Origin of the sequence: Pseudomonas viridiflava, from assembly GCF_900602065.1 — a bacterium.
In the GTDB taxonomy this organism is placed as follows: domain Bacteria; phylum Pseudomonadota; class Gammaproteobacteria; order Pseudomonadales; family Pseudomonadaceae; genus Aquipseudomonas.
Map to the genome: position 1 here is coordinate 35,681 of NZ_UWFN01000098.1, position 26,916 is coordinate 62,596.

Annotated in this window: 21 protein-coding genes; 14 read left to right on the top strand and 7 right to left on the bottom strand. The window is 57.6% G+C overall.

Annotation, left to right across the window (positions count from 1 at the left end):
• The first annotated feature begins 305 nt into the window (after positions 1-305).
• The 3 genes from EE949_RS04800 (at position 306) to EE949_RS04810 (ending at position 4,345) form a co-directional block, all read left to right on the top strand.
• Positions 306-1,223 (top strand): LysR family transcriptional regulator, encoded by a 918-nt coding sequence (locus tag EE949_RS04800; protein WP_122663231.1) that lies wholly within the window; start codon positions 306-308, stop codon positions 1,221-1,223.
• 399 nt (positions 1,224-1,622) lie between these two features.
• Positions 1,623-3,890, top strand: a complete 2,268-nt coding sequence (katG, locus tag EE949_RS04805) for a catalase/peroxidase HPI (protein ID WP_122663232.1) — start codon at positions 1,623-1,625, stop codon at positions 3,888-3,890.
• Positions 3,891-3,961: 71 nt separating this feature from the next.
• On the top strand, positions 3,962-4,345 hold the full coding sequence (locus EE949_RS04810) for an ester cyclase (protein WP_122663233.1): 384 nt from the start codon (positions 3,962-3,964) through the stop codon (positions 4,343-4,345).
• 228 nt (positions 4,346-4,573) lie between these two features.
• On the opposite strand, the gene EE949_RS04815 is transcribed toward EE949_RS04810, so the two are convergent.
• Positions 4,574-6,943, bottom strand: a complete 2,370-nt coding sequence (locus EE949_RS04815; RefSeq protein ID WP_122663234.1) for a TonB-dependent siderophore receptor — start codon at positions 6,941-6,943, stop codon at positions 4,574-4,576.
• A 68-nt stretch (positions 6,944-7,011) separates the two neighbouring features.
• Between EE949_RS04815 and EE949_RS29380 the strand changes: the two genes are divergently transcribed.
• From EE949_RS29380 to EE949_RS04840, 5 genes are all read left to right on the top strand, one after another.
• On the top strand, positions 7,012-7,260 hold the full coding sequence (locus EE949_RS29380; protein ID WP_162874492.1) for a hypothetical protein: 249 nt from the start codon (positions 7,012-7,014) through the stop codon (positions 7,258-7,260).
• Between the two features lie 112 nt (positions 7,261-7,372).
• The gene (locus tag EE949_RS04825; protein ID WP_122663235.1) at positions 7,373-7,792 is read left to right on the top strand and encodes a DUF2946 domain-containing protein; all 420 of its coding nucleotides are present in this window, start codon (positions 7,373-7,375) and stop codon (positions 7,790-7,792) included.
• A gap of 91 nt (positions 7,793-7,883) precedes the next feature.
• Entirely contained in the window at positions 7,884-9,263 is a 1,380-nt protein-coding gene (locus EE949_RS04830) for a PepSY-associated TM helix domain-containing protein (RefSeq protein ID WP_122663236.1), read from the top strand.
• 154 nt (positions 9,264-9,417) lie between these two features.
• A complete protein-coding gene (locus tag EE949_RS04835) occupies positions 9,418-10,023 on the top strand; it encodes an SCO family protein (RefSeq protein WP_122663237.1) in 606 nt (201 codons plus the stop codon).
• A complete protein-coding gene (locus EE949_RS04840; protein ID WP_122663238.1) occupies positions 10,023-10,517 on the top strand; it encodes a copper chaperone PCu(A)C in 495 nt (164 codons plus the stop codon). The genes EE949_RS04835 and EE949_RS04840 overlap by 1 nt, the downstream gene beginning before the upstream one ends.
• A 41-nt stretch (positions 10,518-10,558) precedes the next feature.
• Here the strand turns inward: EE949_RS04840 and EE949_RS04845 are convergent, their stop codons facing one another.
• Both EE949_RS04845 and EE949_RS04850 read right to left on the bottom strand, forming a co-directional pair.
• Positions 10,559-11,074 (bottom strand): GNAT family N-acetyltransferase, encoded by a 516-nt coding sequence (locus EE949_RS04845; protein ID WP_122663239.1) that lies wholly within the window; start codon positions 11,072-11,074, stop codon positions 10,559-10,561.
• A gap of 223 nt (positions 11,075-11,297) precedes the next feature.
• Positions 11,298-12,203 carry a LysR family transcriptional regulator gene (locus EE949_RS04850; RefSeq protein ID WP_122663240.1) on the bottom strand — a complete coding sequence of 302 codons (906 nt, stop codon included), beginning with the start codon at positions 12,201-12,203 and terminating at the stop codon, positions 11,298-11,300.
• Positions 12,204-12,310: 107 nt separating this feature from the next.
• Here EE949_RS04850 and EE949_RS04855 point away from each other — a divergent pair, with 107 nt between their 5' ends.
• From EE949_RS04855 to nfsB, 3 genes are read left to right on the top strand one after another with little or no spacing between them, the layout of a single operon-like run.
• Positions 12,311-13,318, top strand: a complete 1,008-nt coding sequence (locus tag EE949_RS04855) for a zinc-binding alcohol dehydrogenase family protein (protein ID WP_122663241.1) — start codon at positions 12,311-12,313, stop codon at positions 13,316-13,318.
• 56 nt (positions 13,319-13,374) lie between these two features.
• Positions 13,375-14,559 (top strand): L-dopachrome tautomerase-related protein, encoded by a 1,185-nt coding sequence (locus EE949_RS04860; protein WP_122663242.1) that lies wholly within the window; start codon positions 13,375-13,377, stop codon positions 14,557-14,559.
• Positions 14,560-14,581: 22 nt separating this feature from the next.
• Positions 14,582-15,235: an oxygen-insensitive NAD(P)H nitroreductase gene (gene nfsB / locus EE949_RS04865; protein ID WP_122663243.1), complete on the top strand. Its 654-nt coding sequence runs from the start codon at positions 14,582-14,584 to the stop codon at positions 15,233-15,235.
• Between the two features lie 418 nt (positions 15,236-15,653).
• On the opposite strand, the gene EE949_RS04870 is transcribed toward nfsB, so the two are convergent.
• From EE949_RS04870 to EE949_RS04880, 3 genes are all read right to left on the bottom strand, one after another.
• Entirely contained in the window at positions 15,654-21,272 is a 5,619-nt protein-coding gene (locus EE949_RS04870; protein ID WP_122663244.1) for a putative Ig domain-containing protein, read from the bottom strand.
• 459 nt (positions 21,273-21,731) lie between these two features.
• Positions 21,732-22,142 carry a hydroxyisourate hydrolase gene (uraH, locus tag EE949_RS04875; RefSeq protein ID WP_122663245.1) on the bottom strand — a complete coding sequence of 137 codons (411 nt, stop codon included), beginning with the start codon at positions 22,140-22,142 and terminating at the stop codon, positions 21,732-21,734.
• A gap of 13 nt (positions 22,143-22,155) precedes the next feature.
• Positions 22,156-22,656 carry a GlcG/HbpS family heme-binding protein gene (locus EE949_RS04880; RefSeq protein WP_122663246.1) on the bottom strand — a complete coding sequence of 167 codons (501 nt, stop codon included), beginning with the start codon at positions 22,654-22,656 and terminating at the stop codon, positions 22,156-22,158.
• 146 nt (positions 22,657-22,802) lie between these two features.
• On the opposite strand from EE949_RS04880, the gene EE949_RS04885 reads away from it, so the two are divergent.
• On the top strand, positions 22,803-23,474 hold the full coding sequence (locus EE949_RS04885) for a heavy metal response regulator transcription factor (protein ID WP_122663247.1): 672 nt from the start codon (positions 22,803-22,805) through the stop codon (positions 23,472-23,474).
• Positions 23,471-24,832, top strand: coding sequence for a heavy metal sensor histidine kinase (locus tag EE949_RS04890; protein WP_122663248.1), 1,362 nt, complete (start codon positions 23,471-23,473; stop codon positions 24,830-24,832). Before EE949_RS04885 ends, EE949_RS04890 begins: the two co-directional genes overlap by 4 nt.
• 151 nt (positions 24,833-24,983) lie before the next feature.
• On the opposite strand, the gene EE949_RS04895 is transcribed toward EE949_RS04890, so the two are convergent.
• On the bottom strand, positions 24,984-25,850 hold the full coding sequence (locus EE949_RS04895) for a sensor histidine kinase (RefSeq protein WP_122663249.1): 867 nt from the start codon (positions 25,848-25,850) through the stop codon (positions 24,984-24,986).
• Between the two features lie 148 nt (positions 25,851-25,998).
• Here EE949_RS04895 and EE949_RS04900 point away from each other — a divergent pair, with 148 nt between their 5' ends.
• Positions 25,999-26,838: an AraC family transcriptional regulator gene (locus EE949_RS04900; protein WP_162874491.1), complete on the top strand. Its 840-nt coding sequence runs from the start codon at positions 25,999-26,001 to the stop codon at positions 26,836-26,838.
• Positions 26,839-26,916: the final 78 nt, after the last annotated feature.

The window sequence follows — 26,916 nt, forward strand, 5'->3', positions numbered from 1 at the left end:
TAACCGCTTTCGAAATCAATTGTGATCGGCTTCTTCCTATCGATAAATGGAAGAGATAGGATTTAGGAATTCCATAAATTGGAACAATTGGTCAGTGATGACCCATTTCGTTCTGAATTGCTTTTGCCTGTAGAAGCCGCTCCGCTGTCCCTGACACCACGCTGTCGCGACGCAAACATTGGACTGTAGGAGCGCGCTTGCCCGCGATTTCGGTCTGTCAGTTGATGGATATATCGCCTGTGCTGACGCGATCGCGGGCAAGCGCGCTCCTACAGGTTTAGCATCCACATGTATCAGGAGTTGCCATGCTCAACCGCGTCGAAATGCTGAGAATCTTCTGCGCCGCAGCCGAATCGGACACCTTCCGTGAGGCCGCCAGTCGCCTGGGCACTTCGCCGCAGAGCGTGACCCGGGCTATCAAGGAACTGGAAAACACCCTCGGCGAAATGTTGTTCCACCGCAGCACTCGGCAGATTCACATCACCGCATTCGGCGAAGACCTCGTACGGCAGGCGCGGGAAACCCTGAGCGGCTTCGATCAGTTGTTCACCCGCCACACCGGCATTGAGGAAAACGGCCTGGCCGGACGCGTGGGCATTACCGCGCCGCATGCCATCGGCCGGCTTTACCTGCTGGAATTCCTCAAACCCCTGATGAGCAAGCACCCCGAACTGCGCATCGACGTGCGCTTCGATGATGAAATGACCGACGCCGTTGAGGCTCAGGTCGATATCGGCATTCGGGTGGGTTACATCCGCGACCGGCGCTATATCGCGAGAGCGGCGGGCACTGTTCCGTTTCATGTAGTGGCCGCGCCGCAACTGGTGGCCTCAATGGGGCAGCCCTTGACCCTGGATGAACTCAAACAGCGTCCGTTGTCGGTGCTGATCGACCGCAAGACCGGACGGCCGTGGCCTTGGGTATTCGCCGATGGGCAGACGTTCATGCCGGAGTCAGCAGCTTTTACCTGCGACGATCCAGAAGCCGAGCGGGAAATTGTTCTGGCGGGGCTGACTTATGCGCAAATGCCCCGCTATCTGGCCGAACCCTATCTGCAAGAGGGCAAGCTGGTAGAGGTGGTGCCTCAGATCGCTCCGCCGCCGTGGGAGTTGTTCGTCTATCGTCCGCAACGCGGCCCTGTAGCCCCGCGTGTTCGCCTGGTTTATGACCACCTGCTGGCAAGCTTCTCCGACCCGCAGCGTTTCCCGCAGGGTGCTAGTTAGCCACAGACTTCACGATCAACTGTAGGAGCTGAGCTTGCTCGCGAAGAACGATGATGCGGTCTGCCTGATTTACCTCGTCGACCCCAGAGCAAGCAGGCCAAAATAGAATTCCCCACAGAGAAATGCTCAAAAAAAGCCCATACCTTCAAGTTTTATCTATCGGTTAACAGAGTATGTCTATCAACACCCAAGACTTAGCTTATTAGCTCTCTCCTCAACTCGCGTCTAGGCTTGTTCTGGCTCCGTTGAGTTGTTAGCTGTTATTTAGAGTTTCCGCGTGGCGGCAGTACGAACCTGATCCAGAGCTGGCCATGCACGTTGTGCCGTGATGACCCACATCGCTATTCGAGGTCTGGACCTGACCCGGTAGCGGATGAATCGACCAAAGGTAAATAAAACATGTCGACTGAATCGAAATGCCCCTTTAACCACGCAGCTGCGGGTGGCGGTACAACCAACCGTGACTGGTGGCCCAAGCAACTGAACCTGAAGATTCTGCACCAGCATTCATCGCTGTCCGACCCGATGGGCGAAAAGTTCGACTATGCCGAAGCCTTCAAGAGTCTGGATCTGGAAGCCGTCAAACAAGACCTGCGCGCGCTGATGACCGATTCACAGGATTGGTGGCCAGCCGACTTTGGTCACTACGGCCCGCTGTTCATTCGCATGGCCTGGCACAGCGCCGGTACCTATCGCACGGCTGACGGACGTGGCGGTGCAGGCGCGGGTCAACAACGTTTCGCGCCACTCAACAGCTGGCCCGACAACGTCAGCCTGGATAAGGCGCGTCGTCTGATCTGGCCCATCAAACAGAAGTATGGCCGCAAGATTTCCTGGGCTGACCTGATCATCCTGACCGGCAACGTGGCGCTGGAAACCATGGGCTTCAAGCCGTTCGGTTTCTCTGGTGGGCGGGCAGATGTCTGGGAGCCGGAAGAGGCGGTTTACTGGGGCTCCGAGAAAACCTGGCTGGGCGGCGACACGCGCTACGGCAAGGAAGCTCAACCCGAGGGCGAAGGCGTGCTGGTGGCCGATGCCGGCAAGCACGGCACTGAAGAGAGCCGCAACGATGCGCCGGGCCGCGATCTGGAAAACCCGTTGGCCGCCGTGCAAATGGGCCTGATCTATGTGAACCCGGAAGGCCCGGAAGGCAACCCGGATCCAGTGGCTTCGGCCAAGGACATCCGCGAAACCTTCGGCCGCATGGCGATGAACGACGAAGAAACCGTGGCCCTGATTGCTGGTGGTCATGCTTTCGGTAAAACCCACGGTGCTGGCCCGGCTGATAACGTCGGCGCAGAACCCGAAGCGGCAGACATCGAGGAACAAGGTCTGGGCTGGAAAAGCTCGTTCGGTACCGGTAAAGGTGGCGACACCATCACCAGCGGTCTTGAAGTAACGTGGACCACCACGCCAACCCAGTGGAGCAACAACTATCTCGAAAACCTCTTCGGTTTCGAGTGGGAGCTGTTCAAGAGCCCGGCGGGTGCCCATCAGTGGCGTCCTAAGGACGGCGCAGGGGCCGGTCTGATTCCTGACGCACATGACCCGTCCAAGCGCCACTTCCCCACCATGTTGACCTCCGACCTGGCGCTGCGCTTTGATCCGGCTTACGAAGTGATCTCCCGTCGTTTCCTTGCCAATCCGGATCAACTGACCGATGCATTCGCACGCGCCTGGTTCAAGCTGACTCACCGTGACATGGGGCCGTTGTCCCGTTATCTCGGTCCGGAAACGCCGGCGGAAGAACTGCTTTGGCAGGATCCGATTCCTGACGTTGATCATGCGTTGGTTGATGACAGCGATGTGTCCGCACTGAAGGCAAAAATTCTGGCTTCGGGCCTGTCCATTTCGCAACTGGTCTCCACCGCATGGGCAGCAGCCTCCAGCTTCCGTGGCTCCGATAAACGCGGCGGTGCCAACGGCGGTCGTCTGCGTCTGGCGCCGCAAAAGTTCTGGCAGGCCAACCAGCCCGAGCAACTGGCGCACGTGCTGGCAAAACTGGAAGGCATCCAGAGTGAGTTCAACAGCGCGCAAGCAGGCGGCAAGAAAATCTCCCTCGCCGACCTGATCGTGCTGGCCGGTTCTGCGGGTGTTGAGCAAGCGGCGAAAAACGCCGGCCATGCCATCACCGTTCCTTTCGCGCCGGGTCGTACCGACGCCTCGCAGGAACAGACGGATGTTGAGTCGTTCGGTTTCCTGGAGCCTGTCGCTGATGGCTTCCGTAACTTCCAGAAGGGCCGCTTTGGCTCCTCGTCCGAAGCATTGCTGGTCGACAAGGCGCAACTGCTGAACCTGACCGCACCGGAAATGACCGTGCTGCTCGGCGGTCTGCGTGTGCTGAACACCAACGTCGGCCAAACCCGCCATGGTGTATTCACTCAGCGCCCGGAAACACTGACCAACGACTTCTTCGTTAACCTGCTGGACATGGGCACTGAGTGGCGCGCGGTGTCGGATGCCAAGGATGAGTTCGAAGGCCGTGACCGCAAGACCGGTGCCGTCAAATGGACCGGTACTCGCGTCGATCTGGTGTTTGGCTCCCACGCCCAGTTACGTGCTCTGGCTGAGGTATATGCCGCGGGCGATGCGCAGGAGAAGTTCGTCAGTGACTTCGTCGCGGCCTGGACCAAAGTGATGAACCTTGATCGCTTCGACCTTGCCTGATGTAGACGCTTGAACCGAAAAGCCCCGGGCTGAGTCATCAGGTCGGGGCTTTTTATTGCCGGAGATATTTCATGAGCAGTGATCTGCGTGACGTGTACCGAGGTTATATCGACTGTTTGAACAAACAGAACTGGAATGCGCTGGGGCAGTTTGTTGATGAGGATGTGCGTTACAACGACACGCGCGTAGGCCTGAGTGGCTACCGCGAAATGCTCGAACGAGACTACCGGCAGATTCCGGGCCTGCAGTTCCACATTCGATTTTTGATCGCCGACCCCGAACACATCGCCGCCCGGCTCGATTTCAACTGCACCCCGATTGGGGAGTTCATGGGCCTGCCGGTGAATGGCCGGAAAGTGCAGTTCAGCGAGAACGTGTTTTACCGGTTTCGGGAGGGGAGGATTGTTGAGGTGTGGTCGGTGATTGATAAGGCAGCCGTTGAAGCGCAGCTTTGAATGGGAATGCAGCTTGGGAGAGATCTATATCGGCTTGCAATAACCTGTGGGAGCAAGGCTTGCCCGCGATAAGAACACCGCGATTTTTCCGTCAGACCGCATCGCCCTTATCGCGGGCAAGCACCGCTCCCACAGGAAAAATGTGATCCCCTGTAGGAGTGAGCTTGCTCGCGATGGCGTCGGATCAGTCAGTGGTTACCTTGAAGAGGGCAACCACATCAGCGTTTATCAAAGAGTCCACTTCACCGAGAACATCAGGTTGCGTGGGTCGCCATATACGCCGCTGCCCGAGCCTTGTGGGATGCCCTGCCAGTATTTGGTATCAAACACGTTGTTGAAGTTGACGCGACCATCCCAGTGCTCGTCGAACTTATAACCTGCCATCAAGCCTACAACCGAGTAAGCATCCTGAGTAGCGTAACCAGTACCAACGCGTTCGAAGGTGTCGCTTTGAGCTAGAACGTCTGCACCGATGCGCATTTTGCTCAAAGCACCCTGCAAGTTGTAACTGGTTGCAGCCTTAAACAAATGCTTGGGCTGATTCGGAGCAAACATCTTGCCTTCGTTGCTTGCTGTTGAATCTTTCACATACTGGCTCAACAGGAACGTATAAGCAGCAGAGAACTGCCAATTTGGGGTAAGAGCACCGCTAATTTCCGTATCGATACCACGGCTGCGGACTTCACCTGCCGCTTCGTTACAGGTACGACTTTGTTGAGTACATATGGCTGGTTGAGGATTGATCGGATATGCACGGTTCTCTTGAGTCATGTCGAAGAGTGCTACCGATGCATTCAACGCTCCGTCAAAATACTCACCTTTGAGGCCGATTTCATAGCTCTCACCTGTCATCGGATCCAGAACAGAGTTGGAAAGGTCTCGATCAGTCTGCGGCTTGAAAATTTCGGTGTAGCTGGCATAGACCGAATACGTGTCGTTCAGATCATAGATAACGCCAGCGTAAGGAGTGACTTCTTGAGTGACTTTATAATCGCCGGTGGCGGTGCGGTCATCGTAGTCATACCAACTCAAACGACTGCCAATAATCACGTGTAGCGGATCAATCGGATTGAATCGAGCTACCGCATAAAAAGCTTCCTCTGTGGCTGTGTAGCGACTGGAGGATGGTTGGCGCGTGCCGATTCCTGGTTTTGGAACTGTGCCGGGATTTATGTTGAACGGATCCACTGAATAAGCATCCCAGTAGCCGCCTTTCTGATCAAACTTTTCCTGGCGACGGCTAGCGCCGATGCTCAGTTCATGTTCACGACCAAATAACTGGAACGGGCCGCTGAGGGATCCATCAAGGTTGGTCTGTAGATCGGTGGTTTGATACGTGCCCGCGCCTTGGGTGTATCCAGTCGGGCCGCCGAATAACAGATAGTTGGAGAAGGTATCTGATTCGCCCCAGATCTTCGCGGCTGCCAGCTTGGCATTCCAGCCGTTGTTGAAGCGATGCGTCAGATCAGTGAAGGCGGTGACGTTGTCTCTGTTCCAATAAGCCCAGTCTCCGCTCAGGAAAGTCGAGCGCGATAAGTGCAGGTTCTCACCATTTGGTCCCGACGGCAGGCTGCCCCAATCTGAGGTAGCGTCGTCTTTCTGTTTGGATGCACCGAAAGTCCAGGTAGTTGCATCGTTCAGGTCGGCTTCGATAATTCCGTAAAAGGTCTGGCGCTGTTTATCACGCTCGTCAACAAAGCTTTTGTTGTCTTCATAGGCTGCAACCATTCGTCCGCGGACTGTGCCGGAATCGTTGAGTTTGTTGGATGCATCGACTTCGGTGCGATAGCGATCCCAACTGCCGGCACTGGTAGTAACGCTAACTTGGGGAGTCGCGGTAGGCCGCTTGCGTACCAGGTTAAGAGTTGCCGACGGGCTGCCGGCACCGGTCATCAAACCAGTCGCACCGCGTACGACCTCAACGCGGTCATAGATAGCCAGGTCAGCTTCGGAAATAGTGTCCTGTGTAAAAGTACCAAGACTGCTCGGTAGCCCGTCGTACATCAGGTTATCGATGGTAAAACCACGTGCCATAAATTTCTGGCGGTCTTGACCGAACTTCTGCAACGTCACACCCGGTGCATATTTAACGACGTCGTTCACGTCATTCATGCCCTGATCTTCAATTCGCTGACGAGTAATAACACTCACAGACTGTGGCGTCTCACGAATCGACAGCGGCAACTTGGTCGCGGTGTTCATCGAACCGGTCGTATACGAGTTGGTGCCTTCAGTCGTTGCTACGCCCGCAAGACCGTAGTCAGCGTTGATGTTCACGCCGTCCAGAGCAATAGCGCCCTGAGTCGGCTGGATCACGCGTGCCGAGTTACCTTCCACGCTGGCCGTCAGGCCGCTGCCTTCCAGCAGGCGTTGCAGAGCCTGGGCTGGCTCCAGATCGCCACGCACTGTTGGCGCTTGCTTGCCTGCGACCAACTGCGGATCGAATGTCACCGTCATGCCGCTCGCTTTGCCCAACTGAGCCAGGGATGTCGCCAACGGTTGGGCCGGAAGGTCCAGACGGACCGGGGCAGCGAGAGCTGAAGCGGATAAACCGAGCGCCAGAGCGATGGTCAAGGCTGATAGGGCGGGACGGGACATTTTTGTGATCCTGAAAGGGGGGCAAAAAATAAGCGCACGAGATCACCTGGCATGATGTTTTGACACAAATGTTCAAGACATTGCCGAACTACAGTGAAGCGCAAGATGACGCGATCCTAACAAGGTGTGAATGCGACAGCAAATACAAATCGTTATCAGTCGTGAACTTTGTTGCGGAAATGTGCTCATACGCCTTGGTGATTTTGCCGCTGGGCCTAGCGAATGCTGATGCTGATCTGTTTCTGGGTGATGTATTTGAGGTGATCGCAATCTGGTTGGAGCGAGGCTTGCCCGCGAAGAACGATGGCGCGGAATAACTGCAACACCGCGTCGCCCCATTCGCGGGCAAGCCTCGCTCCAACACAGAGTGTGATCACCCATTGACCTGTGTCCTGTCTTCCCCCCGGTTGAAATGCTAAATTAGCCGCCATGAATTTCTTCCGAACCCATCGCTCACCCATTGCCTGGATGCTGTACGCCTTCATCCTGTTCAATGGTCTCGCGTGCGCCATGAGTCATGGTCAGATGATGGGGGCGTTTTCCGGGAAGCCCGCCGCAGCACCTTCCCACCATGAACATCACGGCGCTTCAGCCATGAGTGGCATGCATCACGAGATGTCGATGGATGCCTCAATGGACATGTCTGCGAAAAACATGGCCATGCCGGGCAGCATGCAGTCGCTGTTCGGCGACTGTTCGTTTGCGGGGACGCTGACTCTGGCGATGATTTTTTTCGTCGCCCTGGGCTGGTTGATCCGCACCCGTAACCCTCGTTTCATCTTCCCGTCGCTCTGGTCAGGCCGTGCCTCACGCCAGTGTTTCCCCGGGCTCAACCCGCAGGCTCCTTGACGGCATCCACTCGCCGTTAAAAAACCAATATCGATTTTTTGCCTCGCCGGAGCCTGCTCTGGCTGAGCGCGTTTAACCGTTGGTGAGCCTTATGTCCGCTTTACCTGCACAGCCATCGTCAGGCGCTTTTGTCGCTCTGGTGAAAAGGCTGCATTTTTACATCGGCCTGTTTATTGGCCCTTTTATTCTGGTCGCGGCGCTCAGCGGGGTGGTTTATGCCCTGACGCCGCAGCTCGAAAAACAGCTGTACGCCCAGGCTTTGCACACTGAAACCCATGGCCCGACACTGAGCCTTGAAGCGCAGGTACGTCGAGCGCAGGCCGTTGCCGGTCCGGGGGCGACGGTTGCGGCGGTACGTCCTGCGCCCAATCAGGGCGATACCACCCGTGTCATGTTCAACGCGCCTGGTCTCGGCGAGTCCGAGCATCGGGCACTGTTCGTTGATCCTGTCAGTGGCGAGATTCGGGGGGACATGAAGGTCTACGGGACCAGCGGGATATTGCCGCTGCGCACCTGGATCGATCAGTTTCACCGCAGTCTGCTGCTCGGTGATATTGGCCGGATCTACAGCGAACTGGCCGCTTCCTGGCTGTGGGTCGCTGCAGCGGGGGGCGTTGTGTTGTGGGCGGTGCGACGCAAGCGCGCCAGGACCCTGCGCAGTGGTTTGCGCAGTTGGCATGCCAGTGCCGGGCTCTGGCTGATGCTGGGTTTGCTGTTCTTCTCGGCGACCGGTTTGACCTGGTCGCAATACGCCGGTGACAACATTGGTGTGCTGCGCGCTTACTACGGCTGGTCAACGCCCAGCGTTGCGACGACGCTGGCAAAACCGGCTGATACAGCAATGAACATGAGCATGCCTATGGACGAACACGCCGAGCATCACATGCACATGGCGCCTTCTGTCTCAGGTACAGCATTGGATCCTGCGTTGTTCGATAGCGTGCTGGCCGCTGCGCGCAGTGCCAATATCGAGGCTGCCAAGGTTGAGATTCGGCCGTCGAGCAAACCGGAAAAAGCCTGGGTGGTCGCTGAAATTGATCGCAGTTGGCCGACTCAGGTTGATGTTGTCTCGATCAATCCGAATAACCTTGCGGTGGTCGATCACGTTGAATTTTCCCAGTACTCAGTACCCGCCAAACTGACCCGTTGGGGGATCGACGCGCACATGGGCGTGTTGTTTGGTCTGGCCAATCAACTGATTCTGGTGTTTTTTGCCAGCGGTCTGGTGTTGATGGTGATCGTTGGTTACCTGATGTGGTGGCGACGCAGGCCAACCCTCACACGGCAGCCGACGCTAATTGATGCGTGGCGGCAATCAGGTTTTGCTGCCCGAGTCGCCTGGCCGCTGGTGGCGATCACGCTCGGCGTTTGCTTGCCGGTGTTGGGCTTGAGCCTGCTGGTGCTGGTTATCTGCGACGTCATCGTCACGTACAGAGCGCCGTCTGTCGCCTTTGTGCGCAGCCAGGGCTGACGGCGACTGGGCAGGATGTGCCGTGAAGCATTTTCTGACATTACTACAGCGACTGTAGGAAATGTCACAGGTAACCTACGCGGCTTTAGCGGCACAGAGAATTTTGAATAACGGGAACAGCGATCTGACTCCGTTGTTTTTCAAGAGGTAAGACATGAACACATTACTGACCCGTCGCCAGCTCATCGGCGGCATGGGCGTGCTGAGTCTGGGCGCGCTCGCAGGTTGCGGTGATTCCAACAAACTGTCGTTCAAGTACGGTAAGGACCTGAGCGACAAGATCCTTGGCCGGACCTTCAAACTGAAGGACCCGCAGGGCAATGTGAAAACCCTGTCGAGCTTTCGCGGCACGATGCCGATGGTGTTTTTCGGCTTCACTCAATGCCCGGCAGTGTGCCCCACTGCGCTGGCGCGAGCAGCTCAGATCAAGAAACTGATGGGCCCGGATGGCGATACGCTCCAGGTTATTTTCATTACGGTGGATCCGGAACGCGACAAACCGGCAATGCTTGATGCCTACGTCAAAGCCTTCGATCCGACCTTTGTGGCGTTGTACGGCACTCTTGAAGAAACCGCCGCAACGGCCAAAGAGTTTGGTGTTTTCTACGAGAAAATCCCGACGGGCGACACCTACACCATGTCCCACACCGCGACCAGTTACGTTTACGACACCCGTGGCGTGCTGCGCCTTGGCCTGTCTCACTCCCTTTCTGCCCAACAGTGCACAGAAGATCTGCTGACTGTCATGGAGGTCTGCTGATGAACCTTGAACGCCCGAAAAAATTCCTCAAACACGCGCTGCTGGGGCTTTCGCTAATCGGCATGGCTGCTCAGGTTTCGGCGCAAACGGTGGTCGAAGATGCGTGGGTGCGTGCAACCGTCCCGGGGCAGGCGTCCACGGGGGCCTTTCTGACGTTGACGGCCAGTACCGACAGCAAGTTGCTTGAGGCTCAGTCACCGGTGGCCAAAATCGTGCAGATTCATCAATCGAGCATTAAAGACGATGTGATGAGCATGCACGAAGTGACGTCGGTTGCTTTGCCTGCGGGTAAGCCTGTGGTGCTGGACCCAAGCAGCTATCACGTCATGCTGATCAATCTGGTGGGGCAGGTGAAAGAGGGCGATAAAGTCCCGCTGACGCTGATCGTCGAGGATGGCAAGGGTGTTAAACAGTCGATCGCGGTTGAAGCCACTGCTCGTGCGTTGAATGCGCCGGATCATGGCGCGATGCATGATCACAGCAAAATGCATTGATGCATTGAGTGTCGTCGGCAAGCCTCAGGCTTGCCGCGACGTCAAATCCTGTTAGCCAGAAACACCAGACTGGGCGCTTGCCCGGGCACATCGTCCAGCACATCAATACGTTGCATACCGATCTTTTCCAGCACTCTGATCGAGGCCTGATGCGTGGGCCGAACCAGCCCGTATACCTTCGGTAGCTTCTGCTCGTTAAACGCATACCCCAGCGCCGCGCTGGCCAACTCCGTCGCATAACCTTTGCCCCACGCCGGAACACCGAAGCGATACCCGAGGTTGACCCGCTCAACGTCGAGGTACTTCATCAACGCCACACCGCCGAAGCCGATGACCTTATCCGGCGCTTCGCGAGTTGCCACCGTCCACCAGCCATATCCCTGTTCCTGCCAGTGACGCATCCAGGCATTCAGAAATATCTGCGCCTGCGCGAGCTCTTTCATCGGGCCGTTGGGATTGAACACATTGGTGGCTGGGTCGCTATAGATAGCGAACATTGCAGCCAGGTCATATGGGCGGGGTGGTCTGAGTAGCAGTCGTTCGGTGGTTCTTTGCATGGATGGGGCTCAGCCTGTTGGGTGGGACGCAAGGATTGTGGCGTTGAAATGCATTCCCCCTGTAGGAGCCAACACATAACAATCTGATTTGAAATGAGGTTCCTGTAGGAGTGAGCTTGCTCGCGATGGCGTCAGTTCAGACGATAAATTCGTCGGCCAAAAAACTGAATCGCGAGCAAGCTCACTCCTACAGGTCCTGCATCCGGCTTTGATTTCTATTACCTCAAATCAATCCAGGCAGTTCCTTCTCCAGCTCCGCGAACTTGCCTTTCAACAACGAATGCAATTGCTGAATAGCAGGTGAAAACTGTTTGCGGTGTGGGCAGACCAGATTCAGCGGGACAGGCTCACCGGGATAATCCGGCAGGAGGATTTCCAGGCTGCCAGCCTTGATGTCCTGACTGACGTCCAGCCACGATTTGTAGGTAATGCCTTCGCCAGAAACGGCCCAGCGCCGCGCGACATCGGCATCATCACAAAACAGCGGACCCGACACCGAGATTACTCGCGCACCGACTCGCCATTTATCGTAGATCCGCCCTCCGAGAGTGTAGAGCAAGCAGTCGTGACGCAGCAGATCGTCGGGCGTCTGGGGCCTGCCATGGCGCTGCAAGTAATCGGGCGACGCAACCAGCACCCGCCGATTCCACGCTGCCAGCGGCAGGGCGATGTAATTGGCGTCTTCCAGCAGGCCGTAGCGAATCGCAACGTCTACCGGATCGCGGAACATGTCGGCAACCTGATCAGATAGAAACAGACGCATCGACAACGTCGGATGTTCGCGACGGAATTCGGACAGCCACCCCAGCAACACGTTACGGCCCAGATCCGAGGGCGCGGCGACCTGTAGCACGCCCTGTAGCTCGGCAGATTCGCGGCGCAGCTTCTCACGGCCGTCTTTCAAGGTGTCGAGCACGGATTGGGCATTGGGCAAGTACTGCTCGCCCTCAATCGTCAGGCGCAGGCTTCGTGTGGAGCGAGCGAACAGGCGCACGTCCAGTTCGCGCTCCAGGCGCTTGATCGCCGCCGCCACTTGGCCTGGCAACAGATCGACCTCACGCGCGGCATTGGAAAAGCTGCCTAAAGCGGCTGTCCGCACAAACAAAGCCAGATCATCAATACGAATCATCTTCACTCCAGCTGTGAAAGTGTTGGCGCATTTTAGGGGTTTTTCTTTGCGGTAGAGAAGGTGAGTATGGCCCCACGTTTTGAAAAACCACGTTCAAAGGAATTCCCATGAAAGCCATCGCCTTCACCCAACACGGTCTGCCTATTGAAGACCCTAATGCGTTGCTCGACATGGACCTGCCTAAACCTGCGCCCGGTCCTCGTGACCTGCTGGTTGAAGTGCGTGCCGTATCGGTCAACCCGGTAGACACCAAGATCCGTGCGGGTTCGGCTGCCACTGAACCTAAAGTTGTCGGTTGGGACGCCGTCGGTACGGTGCGGGAAGTGGGCCGTGACGTGACGCTGTTTCAACCCGGTGATGAAGTGTTCTATGCCGGTTCAATCGTGCGCCCCGGCAGCTACAGCGAATTCCATCTGGTGGATGAGCGCATCGTCGGCCATAAACCGAAATCCATCGATAACGCCCACGCGGCCGCGTTGCCGCTGACTTCAATCACCGCTTGGGAATTGCTCTTCGATCGCCTTGGCGTTGAAGAGGGTGGTGGTGAAGGCGAGAGCCTGTTGATCATCGGTGCTGCGGGCGGCGTGGGTTCGATCCTCGTTCAACTGGCCCGCCAACTGACCAGAATGACCGTTATCGGCACTGCCTCGCGCCCAGAAACTCAAGCGTGGATCAAGCAGCTCGGCGCGCATCACGTTATCGATCACAGCAAGCCGTTGGTGGCGCAGCTGGAGCAGATTGGCGTTGGTCAGGTCACTCATGTCGCCAGCCTGACCCACACCGACAGCCACTTCGCGCAGTTGATCGAAGCGCTGCGTCCACAAGGCAAGCTGGCTCTGATCGACGACCCGAAAACCCTCGACGTTGTACCGATGAAGCGTAAGGCGTTGTCGCTGCACTGGGAGCTGATGTTCACCCGTTCGTTGTTCGAAACCCCTGACATGATCAAGCAGCATGAGCTGTTGAATCGCGTTGCAGACCTGATTGATCAAGGCGTGCTCAAAACCACGCTTGGCGAGCATTTCGGCACGATCAACGCGGCCAACCTCCGCCGTGCCCACGCGGTCGTGGAAAGCGGCAAGGCGAAAGGCAAGATCGTCCTCGAAGGCTTTTGATTTTCATCAATCCGTCAGTGGCTGCCTGTGTCCGACAGGCAGTCCGGAGAATGTCCATGTTCAAAAAGTCCTTTTTTGCTGTTTCCGCTTTGGCACTTGGTGTGGCCTTTAATGCTCAAACAGCGTTGGCGGCAGAGGCTGCCGATTTTCCAGCAAACGCGCCGGCCGACGCGGCCATTGGCCAATTGCAGCAAGTCTTCGCTTTCCACGACGCTATGCCCACGGGCGTGACCGTGAGCGAAACCGGACGTATTTTCGTCAACTTCCCGCGTTGGGGCGATGACGTGCCTTTTACGGTCGCTGAAATTCGGGACGGCAAAGTACAGGCTTGGCCCAATGCACAGATCAACCAGGAAGATCCCAAGGACCCGGCCAAGGGGCTGATCAGTGTGCAGAGCGTAGTGGCTGACGGGCAGCGTCGCGTGTGGTTGCTGGACACTGCTGCCCCCGGGTTCGCTGCACCCAAGCCTGGAGGCGCGAAGCTGGTAGCGGTCGATCTGGCGAGTAACAAGGTTGTGAAAACGCTGGTCTTCCCGGCCAACGTCATCCTGCCAAGCACTTACGTCAACGACATGCGCTTCGATTTTCGTACTGGTAAAGAAGGCACGGTCTATGTCACTGACTCCTCCGTCAGTGGGCCCGGCGCGATCATTGTCATGGACATCGCGAGCGGCAAGGCGACACGCCGTTTGAGCGGTGCTAAGTCGACATCGGTTGATCCGTCGTTCATCCCGGTCGTCGAAGGGCAGACGGTTATGACCACGGGCGCTGATGGCAAGAAGAAAGCGCTGGGGGTTGCCTCCGATGGCATCGCACTGTCGCCAGATGGTCAGACGTTATATTTCAGCCCGCTGTCGAGCCGTCATCTGTATTCCGTACCGACCAGGCTCTTGCGTGATGCAAGCGTCAGCGAGAAAGCACTGGACGCCGCTGTTCAGGATCTAGGCGAAAAAGGTGCTTCCGACGGCCTCGAAGCCGACGCGAACGGAGCGGTATATGCCAGTGATTACGAGCACAACGGTATTCGCAAACGCCTTGCGGATGGCACTTGGCAAACCATCGTTCACGATGCTCGAGTGTTGTGGCCGGATACCTTGTCCATAGGCCCGGATGGCTACCTGTATTTCACCGCCAACCAGTTGCATCGCCAGGCCGGTTTCCACGACGGTAAAGATCTGCGCCAGAAGCCTTACAGCCTCTTGCGCGTAAAAATCAACGCAGCGCCAGCACCAACCCGCTAAGCATCTTTAACCGGAGAACACCATGGAACTCGCCAGCCTCGCCAAGAGCCGCTACACCACCAAAGCTTACGACGCGACCCGTAAAATTCCTCAGGCGAGTATCGATACATTGCTCGACCAATTGCGCCACAGCCCGTCATCGGTCAATTCGCAGCCCTGGCACTTCGTTGTAGCTGCTGACGAACAAGGCAAGGCGCGGATCGCCAAAGGCGCACAGGATGGTTTTGCCTACAACCAGGCCAAGATCCTGAATGCTTCCCACGTTGTGGTGCTCTGCACGCGTACTGAAATGGCCGAAGCTCACTTGCAGGCGGTGATCGATCAAGAAGAACTGGATGGCCGTTTTCAGAACCCGGAAGCCAGGGCTGGGCAGGACAAATTGCGTCGTGGCTATGTGGACATGCATCGCTACGACCTCAAGGACGTGCAGCACTGGATGGAAAAACAAACCTATCTGGCGTTGGGTACATTGCTGCTGGGCGCGGCTTCGCTGGGTCTGGACGCCACGCCCATGGAAGGTTTCGACTTCAAGAAGCTCGATGAAGAGCTCGGTCTGCGTGACAAGGGGTTCAGCAGCCTGGTGATCGTCAGCCTGGGCTATCGCAGCGAGACTGACTTCAACGCCAAGTTGCCGAAGTCGCGTCTGTCTGCCGAGTCGGTGTTTACCTTTCTGTAAGTAAAAGCGGTGAATGGCAGGTCTCGGGCGATACGCGCCCGGGACCTGTATACCCGCGACCTCTCTATTTACGCGCTCTACCTCTGATGCTCTCAATCACTTGCAGATTTCCGGGGGCATTGACGCGTCGTAGCGAACATTGGACCTGTAGGCGTGAGCTTGCTCGCGATGCGATTTTTCTTTCGACAAGTAACGACCGACCCGACGCTATCGCGAGCAAGCTCCCCCTCATCAAACATCACTTCAATAATGGATTGAAACGCAGACCTGGTAAGAGTGAACGTGTTCGCGAACGGGGGCGCATCAGTCGTAAATCTGGCGACCCGATTCAGCAAATGTAACGAGTCGCGGCCATTGCTGTCGCTTCGCGCCAGATCGCGAACACGGTCACTCCTCCAGGAAATGCATTTAAGGACAGCTATCCGACCGTAAAGTCGCTGGCGTGCAACTCCTTGACTCCGACCAACTGGATTTCGAACTCCGCAGTGGCGTCCGCATTGAGGCTGCCGTAAAGGATGCCGTCGGCGAAACGAAGCTGGCCGGTGGCGTCAGTACTGTCGAAGGCGTTGTTGCCAATGAAACTGAAGGCGTCCATCCCGGTGGTCAGTGGGTTGGCATCCAGCCCGGTGAAGTCCAGTTGATCGCCTTCGGTGGTTTTAAAGCCGCTGATGACGTCCCGCAAGCCCCCTGTGCCCATCTCGGAAAACGAACCGAAGACGTAAGTGTCAGCGCCTGTTCCGCCCGTCAACATGTCCGTGCCTTCCCCGCCAATCAACCGGTCATTACCTGAACCGCCCACCAGCGTGTCATTACCCGCGCCGCCATTCAGCACGTTGGCGCTGCTGTTGCCGGAGAGGGTGTCGGCATAGGCACTGCCTGTCAGGTTTTCGATACCCTTGAGAGTATCGAATCCCGAGCCGACGGTGTTCTGTTGCGCCGAGGTCGACAGCGTCGCGGTGATGCCCGCCAATGCTCGCTCGAATGACACCGTATCGTTACCGGCACGCCCGTCCAGCACGTTGTCCCCCGCACCCGCGAATAGCGTGTTGTCCAGCGCATTGCCGATACCATTGGCCGCTGCATTGCTATCGATGTACAGGTTTTCAACGTTCGCCGTCAGCGTGTAGGTCGCCAGGCTGCTGTGTACGCTGTCAGTACCGCCCGACACCTTGTCGCTGTTGGTTTCGATCACGTTGTCGCTCGTGTCGTCCACGTAATAAGTGTCACTGCCATTGCCACCGCTCATGCTGTCTGCACCCGCAGCGCCGTCGATGATGTTGTTGGCGGCATTGCCGGTGATGAAGTTGCGTACGGCGTTACCTGTGCCATCGATAGCCGAGACCCCGGTCAGCACCAGATTTTCCAGGTTGTTACCCAGTGTCCAGCTGACCGATGCCTGCACGGTGTCGATCTGCGCAGGCGAGATGTTGGTTTCCACAACGCTGTCGAAGGCATTGTCGACTACATAAATGTCGTTGCCATCGCCGCCAGTCATGGTGTCAGCGCCCAGGTCGCCGTCCAGCGTGTCGTTGCCCGAGGTGCCAACCAGCGTGTCGGCCTGATCGGTACCGAAGATCATCCCGCCTTCGTTATGAGCGTTGTCGAAGATGTCCTGCACGCTGTTGTTGTCATTGGGATTGCCCTTGAAACCCAAGTCATCGGCGATGTAGTCAGCCAGACGCTGCCCGACGATTTCGGCCGATTCTTCATGCAGGTGCCAGACATCATCGGGGTAAACCAGCGGGTCGACTTCGTGGCGCAATGGCAAGTCGGTGTAATCAACGGCGAGTTTGACGTCGGTACGCTCAGCCGCAATAGCTTCCTGAGAGGCGCGGACATAGCCCACACCCTCAACAATCTGCGCGATCTTGTCCTCCGAGTAACCCCGCGCACGGGCGGCGTCCTGGTCGTAATGACCAGTCTCCATGATGTACACATCGAAGCTCCCCAACTGCGAGTGCAGGTAGTCAAACACCGCCAGCGTTGCCGCTTTGTAGTCGGCAGCCGCTGCCTGTTTGTCCGCCGCCCGGCCAATCTCTTGCGCAGCTTCTTCGCCCTGACCCCAGATGATGCCCATCTTGACGTTATCGACGGCCTTGAGCTCAGTAAGCTGGTTCTGCAGCAGCGCAACGGCACGCAACAACGCCGGGCCTGGCTCATTGGTATCGGTCAGCCACCAGCACAATTTCAGCTCTTCGGCGCCTAGCGTCGACATGCCGTTCACAGTGCTGCCACCGACTGCGATGTCGATGCCATTGCCATCCGCATCGTTGAACTGGCTGCGCACGTCATAGGTGGTGTACTTGCTCAGGTCGTTGACCAGCATGGACGTGCCGGACTGATCATCGTCCTCGGTCATGCGCAGCAATCGCGCGTTGGATTGACCGAGCGTTGGCAAGTAGAGGATGTCCTGCTGAGCGCGTTCACCGAAGACAAAGTCGTCAGCTGTCAGGGTATTGAGGTAGTTCCCGCTGAGGGCGATCTCGAAGCGATTGCCGTCGGCGTCGGGTTCGCTGGACTTGACGTAAGTCTTGTCGCCCGCCGCATTGAGGGTCATGTACAGCGTGCCGTTGCTGCCGTCGCCCAACCCAAGGAAGCCCAAAGCCGAGACATCGATCTTGTCCACACCCTGGGTGAAGTCATAGATCGTGTCGGTGGCCGTGACGCCTCCCGCGTCGTAGTCGCGGTAGCTATCGAGCACGTTGCTGTAGCGGAAGGTATCCGCGCCGGTGCCGCCGTAAAGCGAGTCACGCCCGGCGCCGCCGTCAATGATATCCGCCCCGGCATTGGCCCTGATCGTATCGTTGCCGCCCAGGCCCAGTATCAGGTCCGCGCCAGCTGTGCCCGTCAGGGTTTCAGCGTTGTCGGTGCCCGCGATGGTATTGGCAGGGGCATCTGCGACGACCAGTGCAAAATTGTCGCTCACCGACGCGCCCGCAGGATCAGTCGCTTTGATCAATACGTCGTAATTGCCCGCCGCAGTGCTGGTAGGCGTGCCGCTGAACGTGAGGTTGACTGCGTCGAAGCTCAACCATGAAGGCAGGGCTGTGCCATCCGCGAGCGTTGCGCTGTAGCTCAGTTGATCCTTGTTGGCATCGGCAAAGCTGTTGCTGGTCACGGTGTATGAGAACGCGGTGTTTTCACTCGCGTTCTGGTCCAGTAGCGGGATCACCACTACAGGCGCAACGTTGCTTGGCATGTTCTGGTCGGCGAACACGAAATGGCTGGACGTCAGGCTGTTGGCCAGATTCCCCGCCAGTGAGATCTCAAAGCGGTTGCCGTTGGCGTCGACCGTGTTGTCCTTGAGATAAGTGCGATTGTTCGACGCGTTGTAGACCATCTGCAGCGTGCCGTTCAGACCATTGCCCAAGCCGGTGTAGCCCAGTGTGGAGACGTCGATCTTGTCAGCGGCCACATCAAAATCAAGGATCTGGTCACTGGCGCTGGTGGTGCTGGTGCGGTAACTGTCCATCTTCGAGGTGAATTGGAAGACGTCCGCCCCGGCGCCCCCGGTGAGTTTGTCTGAACCTGCGCCGCCGATAAGAATATCGTTGCCCGCGCCGCCATTGAGCGTGTCGTTACCCGCGCCACCCAGCAATTGCTCGTTGGCCGCCGTCCCGGTCAGCGTGTCGTTGTTGGGGGTGCCGTTGATGATGATCGGCGCGGCGGGGACGTCCTGCACCGCCAGCGTGAAACTGTCGCTGACCGTGGCGTTGCTGCCGTCAGTCGCGGTGATCTTCACCGAATAATTGCCCGACGCGGTGCTGTCCGGTGTGCCGCTGAGCGTGCGGCTGGCGGCGTCAAAGGTCAGCCAGTCGGGCAGGGCGCTGCCGTCGGCAAGAGACGCGGTGTAGCTCAGGCTGTCGTTGTCCGGGTCCGTGAAACTGGTGGCAGGTACGACATAGCTGAAGGCGGTATTTTCAGTCGCGTTCTGATCCAGCAACGGGGTTGCAACCACGGGGGCATGGTTGGTCGTTGGCGTGGTGGCAAAGACGAAGTTGGCGCTGGTCAGCTTGTCGAGGTAGTTGCCGTCCAGCGCGATTTCGAAACGGTTACCGTTGGCATCCGCGTCCAGCGACTTGATGTAGGTCTTGGTCCCGGCGTCGTTGAGCACCAGATAAAGGGTGTTGTTTTTGCCGTCGCCCAGGCCAGTAAAGCCCAGCGCCGATACATCGATCTTGTCGGCTGTGCGATCGAAGTCGGTGATCAGATCGCCGAGGTTGGCGCCGCCTGTGTTGTAGTTGCGGTAGCTGTCCATCCGGTCCGAGAACACGAATGTGTCCGCTCCGGCACCGCCGCTAAGCGTGTCCATGCCCGCGCCGCCGTTGAGTTTGTCATCACCCGCGCCGCCGACCAGGCTGTCGTTACCGGCGAGGCCGAGCAGGGTGTCTGCCGAATCGGTGCCCTGCAACGAGTCGTTGCCGTTGGTGCCGGTGACTGTCCGGTTGAAGATGAAGTTATCGGCCGTCAGCGTGCTGGTGAGGTTGCCGTTGAGAATCAGCTCGAAGCGATTGCCTGCGGCGTCAGCATCGTAGTCCTTGATGTAGGTGCGGTCGTTGCTGGCGTTGTAGCTGACCTGCAAGGTGCCCCCGCGGCCATTGCCCAACCCTGTAAAACCGAGGTCGGCGATGTCGATCTTGTCCTGCGTGACATCGAAATCGGTGATGGTGTCATCGAAGCTGGTCGTGGCATTGCGGTAGCTGTCGGACTGGCTGGCGAAGCGAAACGTGTCAGCACCCGCACCCCCGGTGAGTTTATCGATGCCTGCACCGCCGACCAGAATGTCGTTACCGGCCCCTGCGTTGATCGTGTCGTTACCCGCAGCGCCGTAGAAGATTTCGTTGGCGCTGCTACCGATCAGGGTGTCATTGCCCTCAGTGCCCTGAACCGTCACCACTGGCACGGTGGCGCTGACGTAACTGCCGTCGCCGTATACCAGCGTGTCACCTTTGCTGGTGTGGCCAATGGTGTTGCCGATGATTGCGTTACGGTCGGTGCCGTCTTCGTTGCGCTCCGCCACGCCATAGGTCGACAGGTTGCTGCCGGTGATGGTGTTGCCCTGAATCGTATTGTCGCTGCCGTCGAAGTATTTGCCGGAGACGCCCAACGTATCGTCGTAGGACTGAATGATGATTTCCGGTACCGCGCCTTTCAGCGCGTTATTGGTGAGGGTGTTGTCGGTCACTTCGACATTATTGCTGCCGTAGATACGCACCCCGGCGCTGCCGTTGTCATGGATATCCACGCCACTGAGGGTCACATCGCTGGACAACTTGATGAGCACGCCTTCGGCACCATTGCCGTAAACCTCGCCACCCGTGATAACGATGTTGCTGGGGGAGGGGATGTTCTCGCTGCCACGCTGCACGACGATACCGCCGCCGCCATTGTTGTAGGCAACGTTATTGGTCAGGGTGAAATCGTGAGTGCTGGTGACGACGTTGAAACCATGGCGGTCGTTGTCGTAGGCGACGTTGTTTTCGAATGTGCTGTTGCTGAGGAAGTCGGCAACAAAGCCGTCCAGGCCGTTGCCGTGGGACACGCTGTTCTTGATGACCATATTGACGGTCTGTTCGTGCGGGTCGAAGCCGTAACCCGAGCAGTCCTTGATTTCGACACCGTCCAGGGTGACGTTGGAGTCGTAGCCCTCCTGGCCGGGAATGTAACCGTTGAACCAGCCGTCGATTTTGCCGGTGGTATTGTCCCGGTTGCCATCAAGCGTCAGATTGCTCAGGCCAAAATCGTGGGTTTCTTCGCCGTAGGCCGAGCGGATGATGCCGGTGATCTTCGTGTCCGAGCCGTCCGCAACCTTGATATTGGAAACGCCCATCCCGTCGCCATACATGTACACATTGCTTTTGAGCATGAGGCAACCGTCGGAAGGCTCCTCACCACCGCTGACGATGAACGTGCCCGGTGGAATGTAAACCTGCCCGCCACCCGCTGCGGCGGCTGCGTCGATGGCCTTTTGTATGGCAGCGGTATCATCCGTGACACCATCTCCTTTGGCGCCAAAATTTTGGACGTTATAAATCATGGACTTATCTCCGGTAGCGGACTGAATTCACAGGGCTGCCAAGAACCAATCGGCCAGCACTCTGATATGACCCGGAGAAGCGTAAAAGTTGTGACCGTGTGTCGGGAAACCGTCGCCCGTTCGGCGGCTGGAAAACTGATATGTGTAACGAATACGATAATTTGACGTTTTGTTGACGCCATAACTTTGTATTTAATCCGTGAGCAACACTGTAAGAGCGCGCTTGCCCGTGCTGAACGATTACGTGATATGCCTGAATCGTCAGAATGCCGCCCAGACCAAGCCTCGCTCCAACAGATATCGTCGATCCCTGTAGGAGCTGCCGAAGGCTGCGAACAGCGGTGTGTCAGACATAACGCTTTCGTAGCCTTCGGCAGCTCCTACGAGGGAATGCGATGCCCCACGGATATCGGCAATCCTTGTAGCCGTGTCAGACATACCGACGCCGTAATGCGCTTATTAACTCCCGCGATACGTCGAGAACCCATAAGGGCTGATCAGCAGCGGGATGTGGTAATGCGGCAAGGTGCCGTCCACATTGAAGATCACCGGTACTTCCGGGAAGAAGCTTGCCGTCTGGTGTTTCTGGAACCATTCACCCGTCTTGAACGTAACGCGATACGTGCCTTTCTCCAGCGCCTTGCCTTCGGGGTACAGCCCGGTAATCCGGCCCTGCTCGTTGGTGACGCCCTTGTTCAATGTGCTCCAGCCCTGACCTTCCTGTTTTTCCAGCGTCACGTTTACATCCGAAGAGGGCAAGCCGTCCTGCAGGTTAAGCACGTGTACGCTCAGCGGATTACCTGCGGCCAGCGCAATAGAAGAAAGGCCGCTCAATACAGCGCCCGCAATCAATGTCTTCAGCAGTTTCATGTGATGTTTCCTGTTATTTGAGGTTGGGTAAAACGTGGTCGATGCCTTTCAATGCGCAGCCTTCATCCGTCTCCGCTCCGCCTGCACCCGCAACACCGATGGCGCCGATGACTTGCTCGCCCACTTTCAAAGGCACGCCACCGCCTAGCAGCAACAGCTCATTGAGGGTGTTGAGGTTCTCGGCTTCAGGATTATTGCGGGCGCGCTCCGACAGCAGACGCGTCGGGGTTTTGGTCGACAGTGCAGTAAACGCCTTACGTTGCGCAGCAAGGGTGTTGTGGGGGCCGACGTTGTCATCGCGCTGCACAGCAACCAGATTGCCGCCGCGATCCACCACCGCCGCAACGGCCGTTTTGCCTTCGGCGTGGCAAGCCGCCAGAGTCGCGTTCAGCAGATCATTGGCCAGCTTCAGGGTCACATCCGGCCGCTGGGCAACGTTCGGCACGTCGGCCAGTGCAACGCCAGACCCCAAGGCCAACGTCAGTAATGAAAGGGCAGCGCTTCGGATCAGCATACAAATCTCCGGTTCAGGCTCGGCTGAGCAATTGCCAGCCATACTGCCCAAGCCTTCCGCACAAACTGATTGCCTGCGGATTACGTATTTGTAATGAGATGGGTGAGCAGATCGGCTTACGCTAGGCACCCGTACCGGAGGACTCAATGCGTATCCTGGTTGTAGAAGACGAAGCGAAAACAGCGGATTACCTGCGCAAAGGGCTGGGGGAATCCGGCTATCTGGTCGAAGTGGCCCTGAATGGTCTGGACGGCCTGCATCTTATTCAGGAAAGCGAATTCGACCTGATCATCCTCGACGTCATGTTGCCCGGCCTTGATGGCTGGCAACTGCTGCAGATCATTCGTCGTAAACATCAGACGCCGGTGCTGTTCCTGACTGCGCGCGATGCCGTGGAAGACCGGGTCAAAGGATTGGAACTGGGCGCCGATGATTATCTGGTGAAACCCTTCTCCTATGCGGAACTGCTGGCTCGGGTTCGCACCTTGCTGCGTCGCGGTCCGCCCCGTGAAGTCGAACAGTTTCAGATCGCCGATCTGCATCTGGATTTGCTCAAGCGCAAAGTCACCCGCAATGGCGAGCGCCTGAGCCTGACCAACAAGGAGTTCGCGCTGCTGCATCTGTTGCTCAGTCGCGAAGGCGAAGTCCTCTCTCGGGCGCTGATTGCCTCTCACGTCTGGCAGATGAATTTCGACAGCGACACCAACGTGGTCGACGTCGCAATCCGTCGTCTGCGCGCCAAAGTAGACGACCCCTATCAGGCCAAACTTATCCACACGGTGCGCGGCATCGGCTACCTGCTGGAACTGCAGCCATGAGCTTCTTGCCACGCACACTGAGCCTGCGTCTGGCGTCGATGTTCGCCCTGGTCAGCGTGCTGCTGTTGGGCGCTGTAGGGTTTTACCTGTATCAATCCCTGCAGCGCGAAATCACCTGGCGAGATGACCAGGCATTGCTCGGGCGGGTACAGCGCATGCAGGCGCTCATCACCGACAGCGACAGCATTGAGGCCTTGCGCAAGCGTCCGCAGCTTTACGAAAACATGCTCGGCAACCGCGATAACGTGTTGTGGATCGTCGACGACGCTGGGCATTTGCTCATCGATGTAAACCCGCTGTCGTTGCCCGTGCCCGACTTGCCGCCAGCACCTTCGCCACAGCTGGGGGATAGCCCGGGCGATGAGTCGTTGCGACTGGCGTGGTTCGACGTGCCAGGCACAGACAGGCACCTCACGCTGATTGCGGGCAAGCTGGTGAATGAGCGCGAGCAAATGCTCAGCGCCTACCGCATGAAAATCTACATGGCCTTGCTGGTAGGCGCAGTGCTGGCATTTCTGCTGGGCTGGATGGTCAGCCAGCGTGGCTTGCGCCCAGTACGGCAACTGGCGACCCGCGCTGCTGCCATCGATGCACAACACCTGCATTTACGCCTGCATGAGTTCAAGGACGTGGGCGAGTTGACTGCGTTAAGTCATGCGCTTAACCAGATGCTTGCCCGCCTGGAAGACGGCTTTGCGCAACTCACACGTTTCAGCGAGGACCTCGCTCATGAAATGCGTACCCCGCTCAGCAACCTGATGGGCCAGACCCAGCAGGCATTGGGGCGCAGCCGCTTGGTTGAGGATTATCAGGACCTGCTGGTTTCCAATCAGGAAGAGTACGAACGCCTGGCGCGGATGATCGACAGCATGCTGTTCCTGGCTCGCACCGAGCAGCCAAAAAACTCGATCGCTCGTCAGCCGGTTGACGTGCAAGCCTTGGTCACGCAACTGTGCGATTACTTCGAAGGCACCGCCGAAGAGCGTGGCATCACGCTGATCAACAACAGTCAGGGCATGCTAACTGCCGACCCCGAGTTACTGCGCCGAGCACTGGCCAACCTGATCGCCAACGCTCTGCGCTACGCCACGCCACAGACCGCCGTGACTGTCGGCACCACACTGAATGCCACTGGCATTGACATCTATGTTCACAACGTGGGTGAGCCTATCGGCGCGGAGCATCTGTCCCATCTGTTCGAGCGGTTTTATCGCTGTGATCCTTCACGTAATCAGCCTGGCGACTCGGGAGGACTGGGTCTCGCCATCGTGCGCTCAATCATGCAGGCCCATGGCGGGCATGTGAGCGTGACGAGCGATAGTGTGGGAACGGTGTTCAGGCTGACATTGCCTGGCTAGTGCGCCTCGTCGTTCAGCGCGCAGCAAACATTGAAGCCTGTAGGAGCTCACCGAGGTCACGAGGCCAGCGACAGCGGTGTATCAGACGGGACGCCATCGCTGCCTCGCGGTGCTCGTGAGCTCCTACAGAAAAGCGTTTAAATTCAGTAATTTATTTTATGTTCGATGAGACCGGCGTCGACTTTCCACACTGGCCCGGTGCGGGGATTGCGAACATGAAAACGGTTTCGCCACGTCTGCTGACCGTGTGTCGAAGCGCTGTGTCGTAACGCGAGAGAATCGTTTCGCAGATGGAAAGCCCCATGCCCATCCCGTTGGCTTTGGTGGTGAAAAACGGTTCACTGATGAAAGCTTGATAGCTCTCGGTGATGCCCGGACCGGTGTCGATGACGCAGATCACTGTCCTGTCCGTCATGGGATAGGCTGCGAGGCAGATCTGCCGACGGTCTGATGGCTGGGAGCTGATGGCATCGATGGCGTTAGACACGAGGTTACGCAGCACCAGATAGAGCTGCGTGTGGTCTGCCTGAACGCTGATGCCAGGCTGAAGGTCGAGCTGGATGGAAATGCCGTGTTGCTGAAGTTCTCCGGCAAATCCCGCCGTGACTTCGGCCACGAGTGAATCCAGCGGAACGTCGCAACATGTGCTCACACGCCGGGAATAAGTTTCGAGCAAGGCGCTACTGATCTGGCCCATTTGCCTGGCGAGTTCCGCAGAGTCTTTCAGGCCTTGTAACGCTTCGGCCACCTGCGGCTCATCCCGGTCCAGCCAGCGAATCGATGCCTGAATATTGCACAGCATCGACGCGAGGGGCTGGCGCAATTCATGAACCACCGCCGCGACAGCGGAGCCAGCGTGAGGGTCAGGAACGAGAGCCTTGTAAGTCAGATTTGCCGTTGGCTTTGCACCCCGGAGCGCCACAAATGCGGGAGAACTCTGCTGGCACAGGATTGCCGATGGCGCTTGTCCTTCGACGCCCTGGTCTCTATTCGATGACTGCCCCAGCGTGCGCGCCATGGATGCGGTTCCTGATCTATATGGATGAGCACCTTAGTGATCACCATTCGTCGAGTCTTGAAGAATCCTGCAAAATTTAAATTTGCGCATTAAATATTTGCGTACAATTGTTCCGCTGGCAGGCCTGCAACAGCTTCGGGGAATTTCCGTGCATGATGATTTCGACACCGGGTCAGGAAAAAACTCAGTCAGCGTCTGGACGATGGCTGATCTGTATGACGCCGAACTGCTGAAAGGCGCTTATTTCGACCATCGCTACCCTTGGCATACTCATGAGGAGTTCAGCCTGGGAATCGTGCTGGCGGGCGGCGTTTTTCTGCAGACATTACGATCGGACGGCATCGCCAAGCGCGGCAGTTTCGTCTTGATCAACCCCGACGAACTGCATTGCGGGCGCCCTGATGTGGGCGGCTGGTTATGCCGGACGCTGCATGTTCACCCAGACGTATTCCTCAGAGTGGCCAGAGATAATTTTGGCATCACTGCGCTGCCAACCTTCACCAGCCCGGTGGTCGACGACGCGGTACTGAGTGGCAGTTTGCTGGAGCTTCATCGCCTTTCGGAAACCGCCTGCTCGGCGCTTGAGCGCCAGTCGCGAATCACGGCGATGATCATCCGTTTGCTCGCTCATCACACCTGTCTGATTCAACTGCCGGAGTCAGGGTTCGCCGAGCCTGCGGCGATCTCTCTGGCGCGAGCCTATCTCGACGAAAACCTTTCGGACAAAGTGACCCTCGACGACCTTTCGAGAGTCGTTGGCCTACCGGCTTTCCAGCTGCTAAGAGCTTTTCGCCAGACGTGCGGCGTGACCCCGCATGTCTACCAACTCCAGGCACGTGTGCGTAAGGCCCATAAACTGCTGAAAAGCGGTGTCGGTCTGGCGGACGTGGCGATCTCTTCCGGGTTTGCAGATCAGCCCCACCTGACCCGTGTATTCAAATCGATAATGGGTGCGACGCCGGGTCAGTATGGGCGAGGCAGGGGCTAGGCGAACTGAGCTCCACACGCTGTTCGGGCGACGGCCACACATTTTTCGCAAATTCTGCGCGACAAGTCTCGTCTTTGC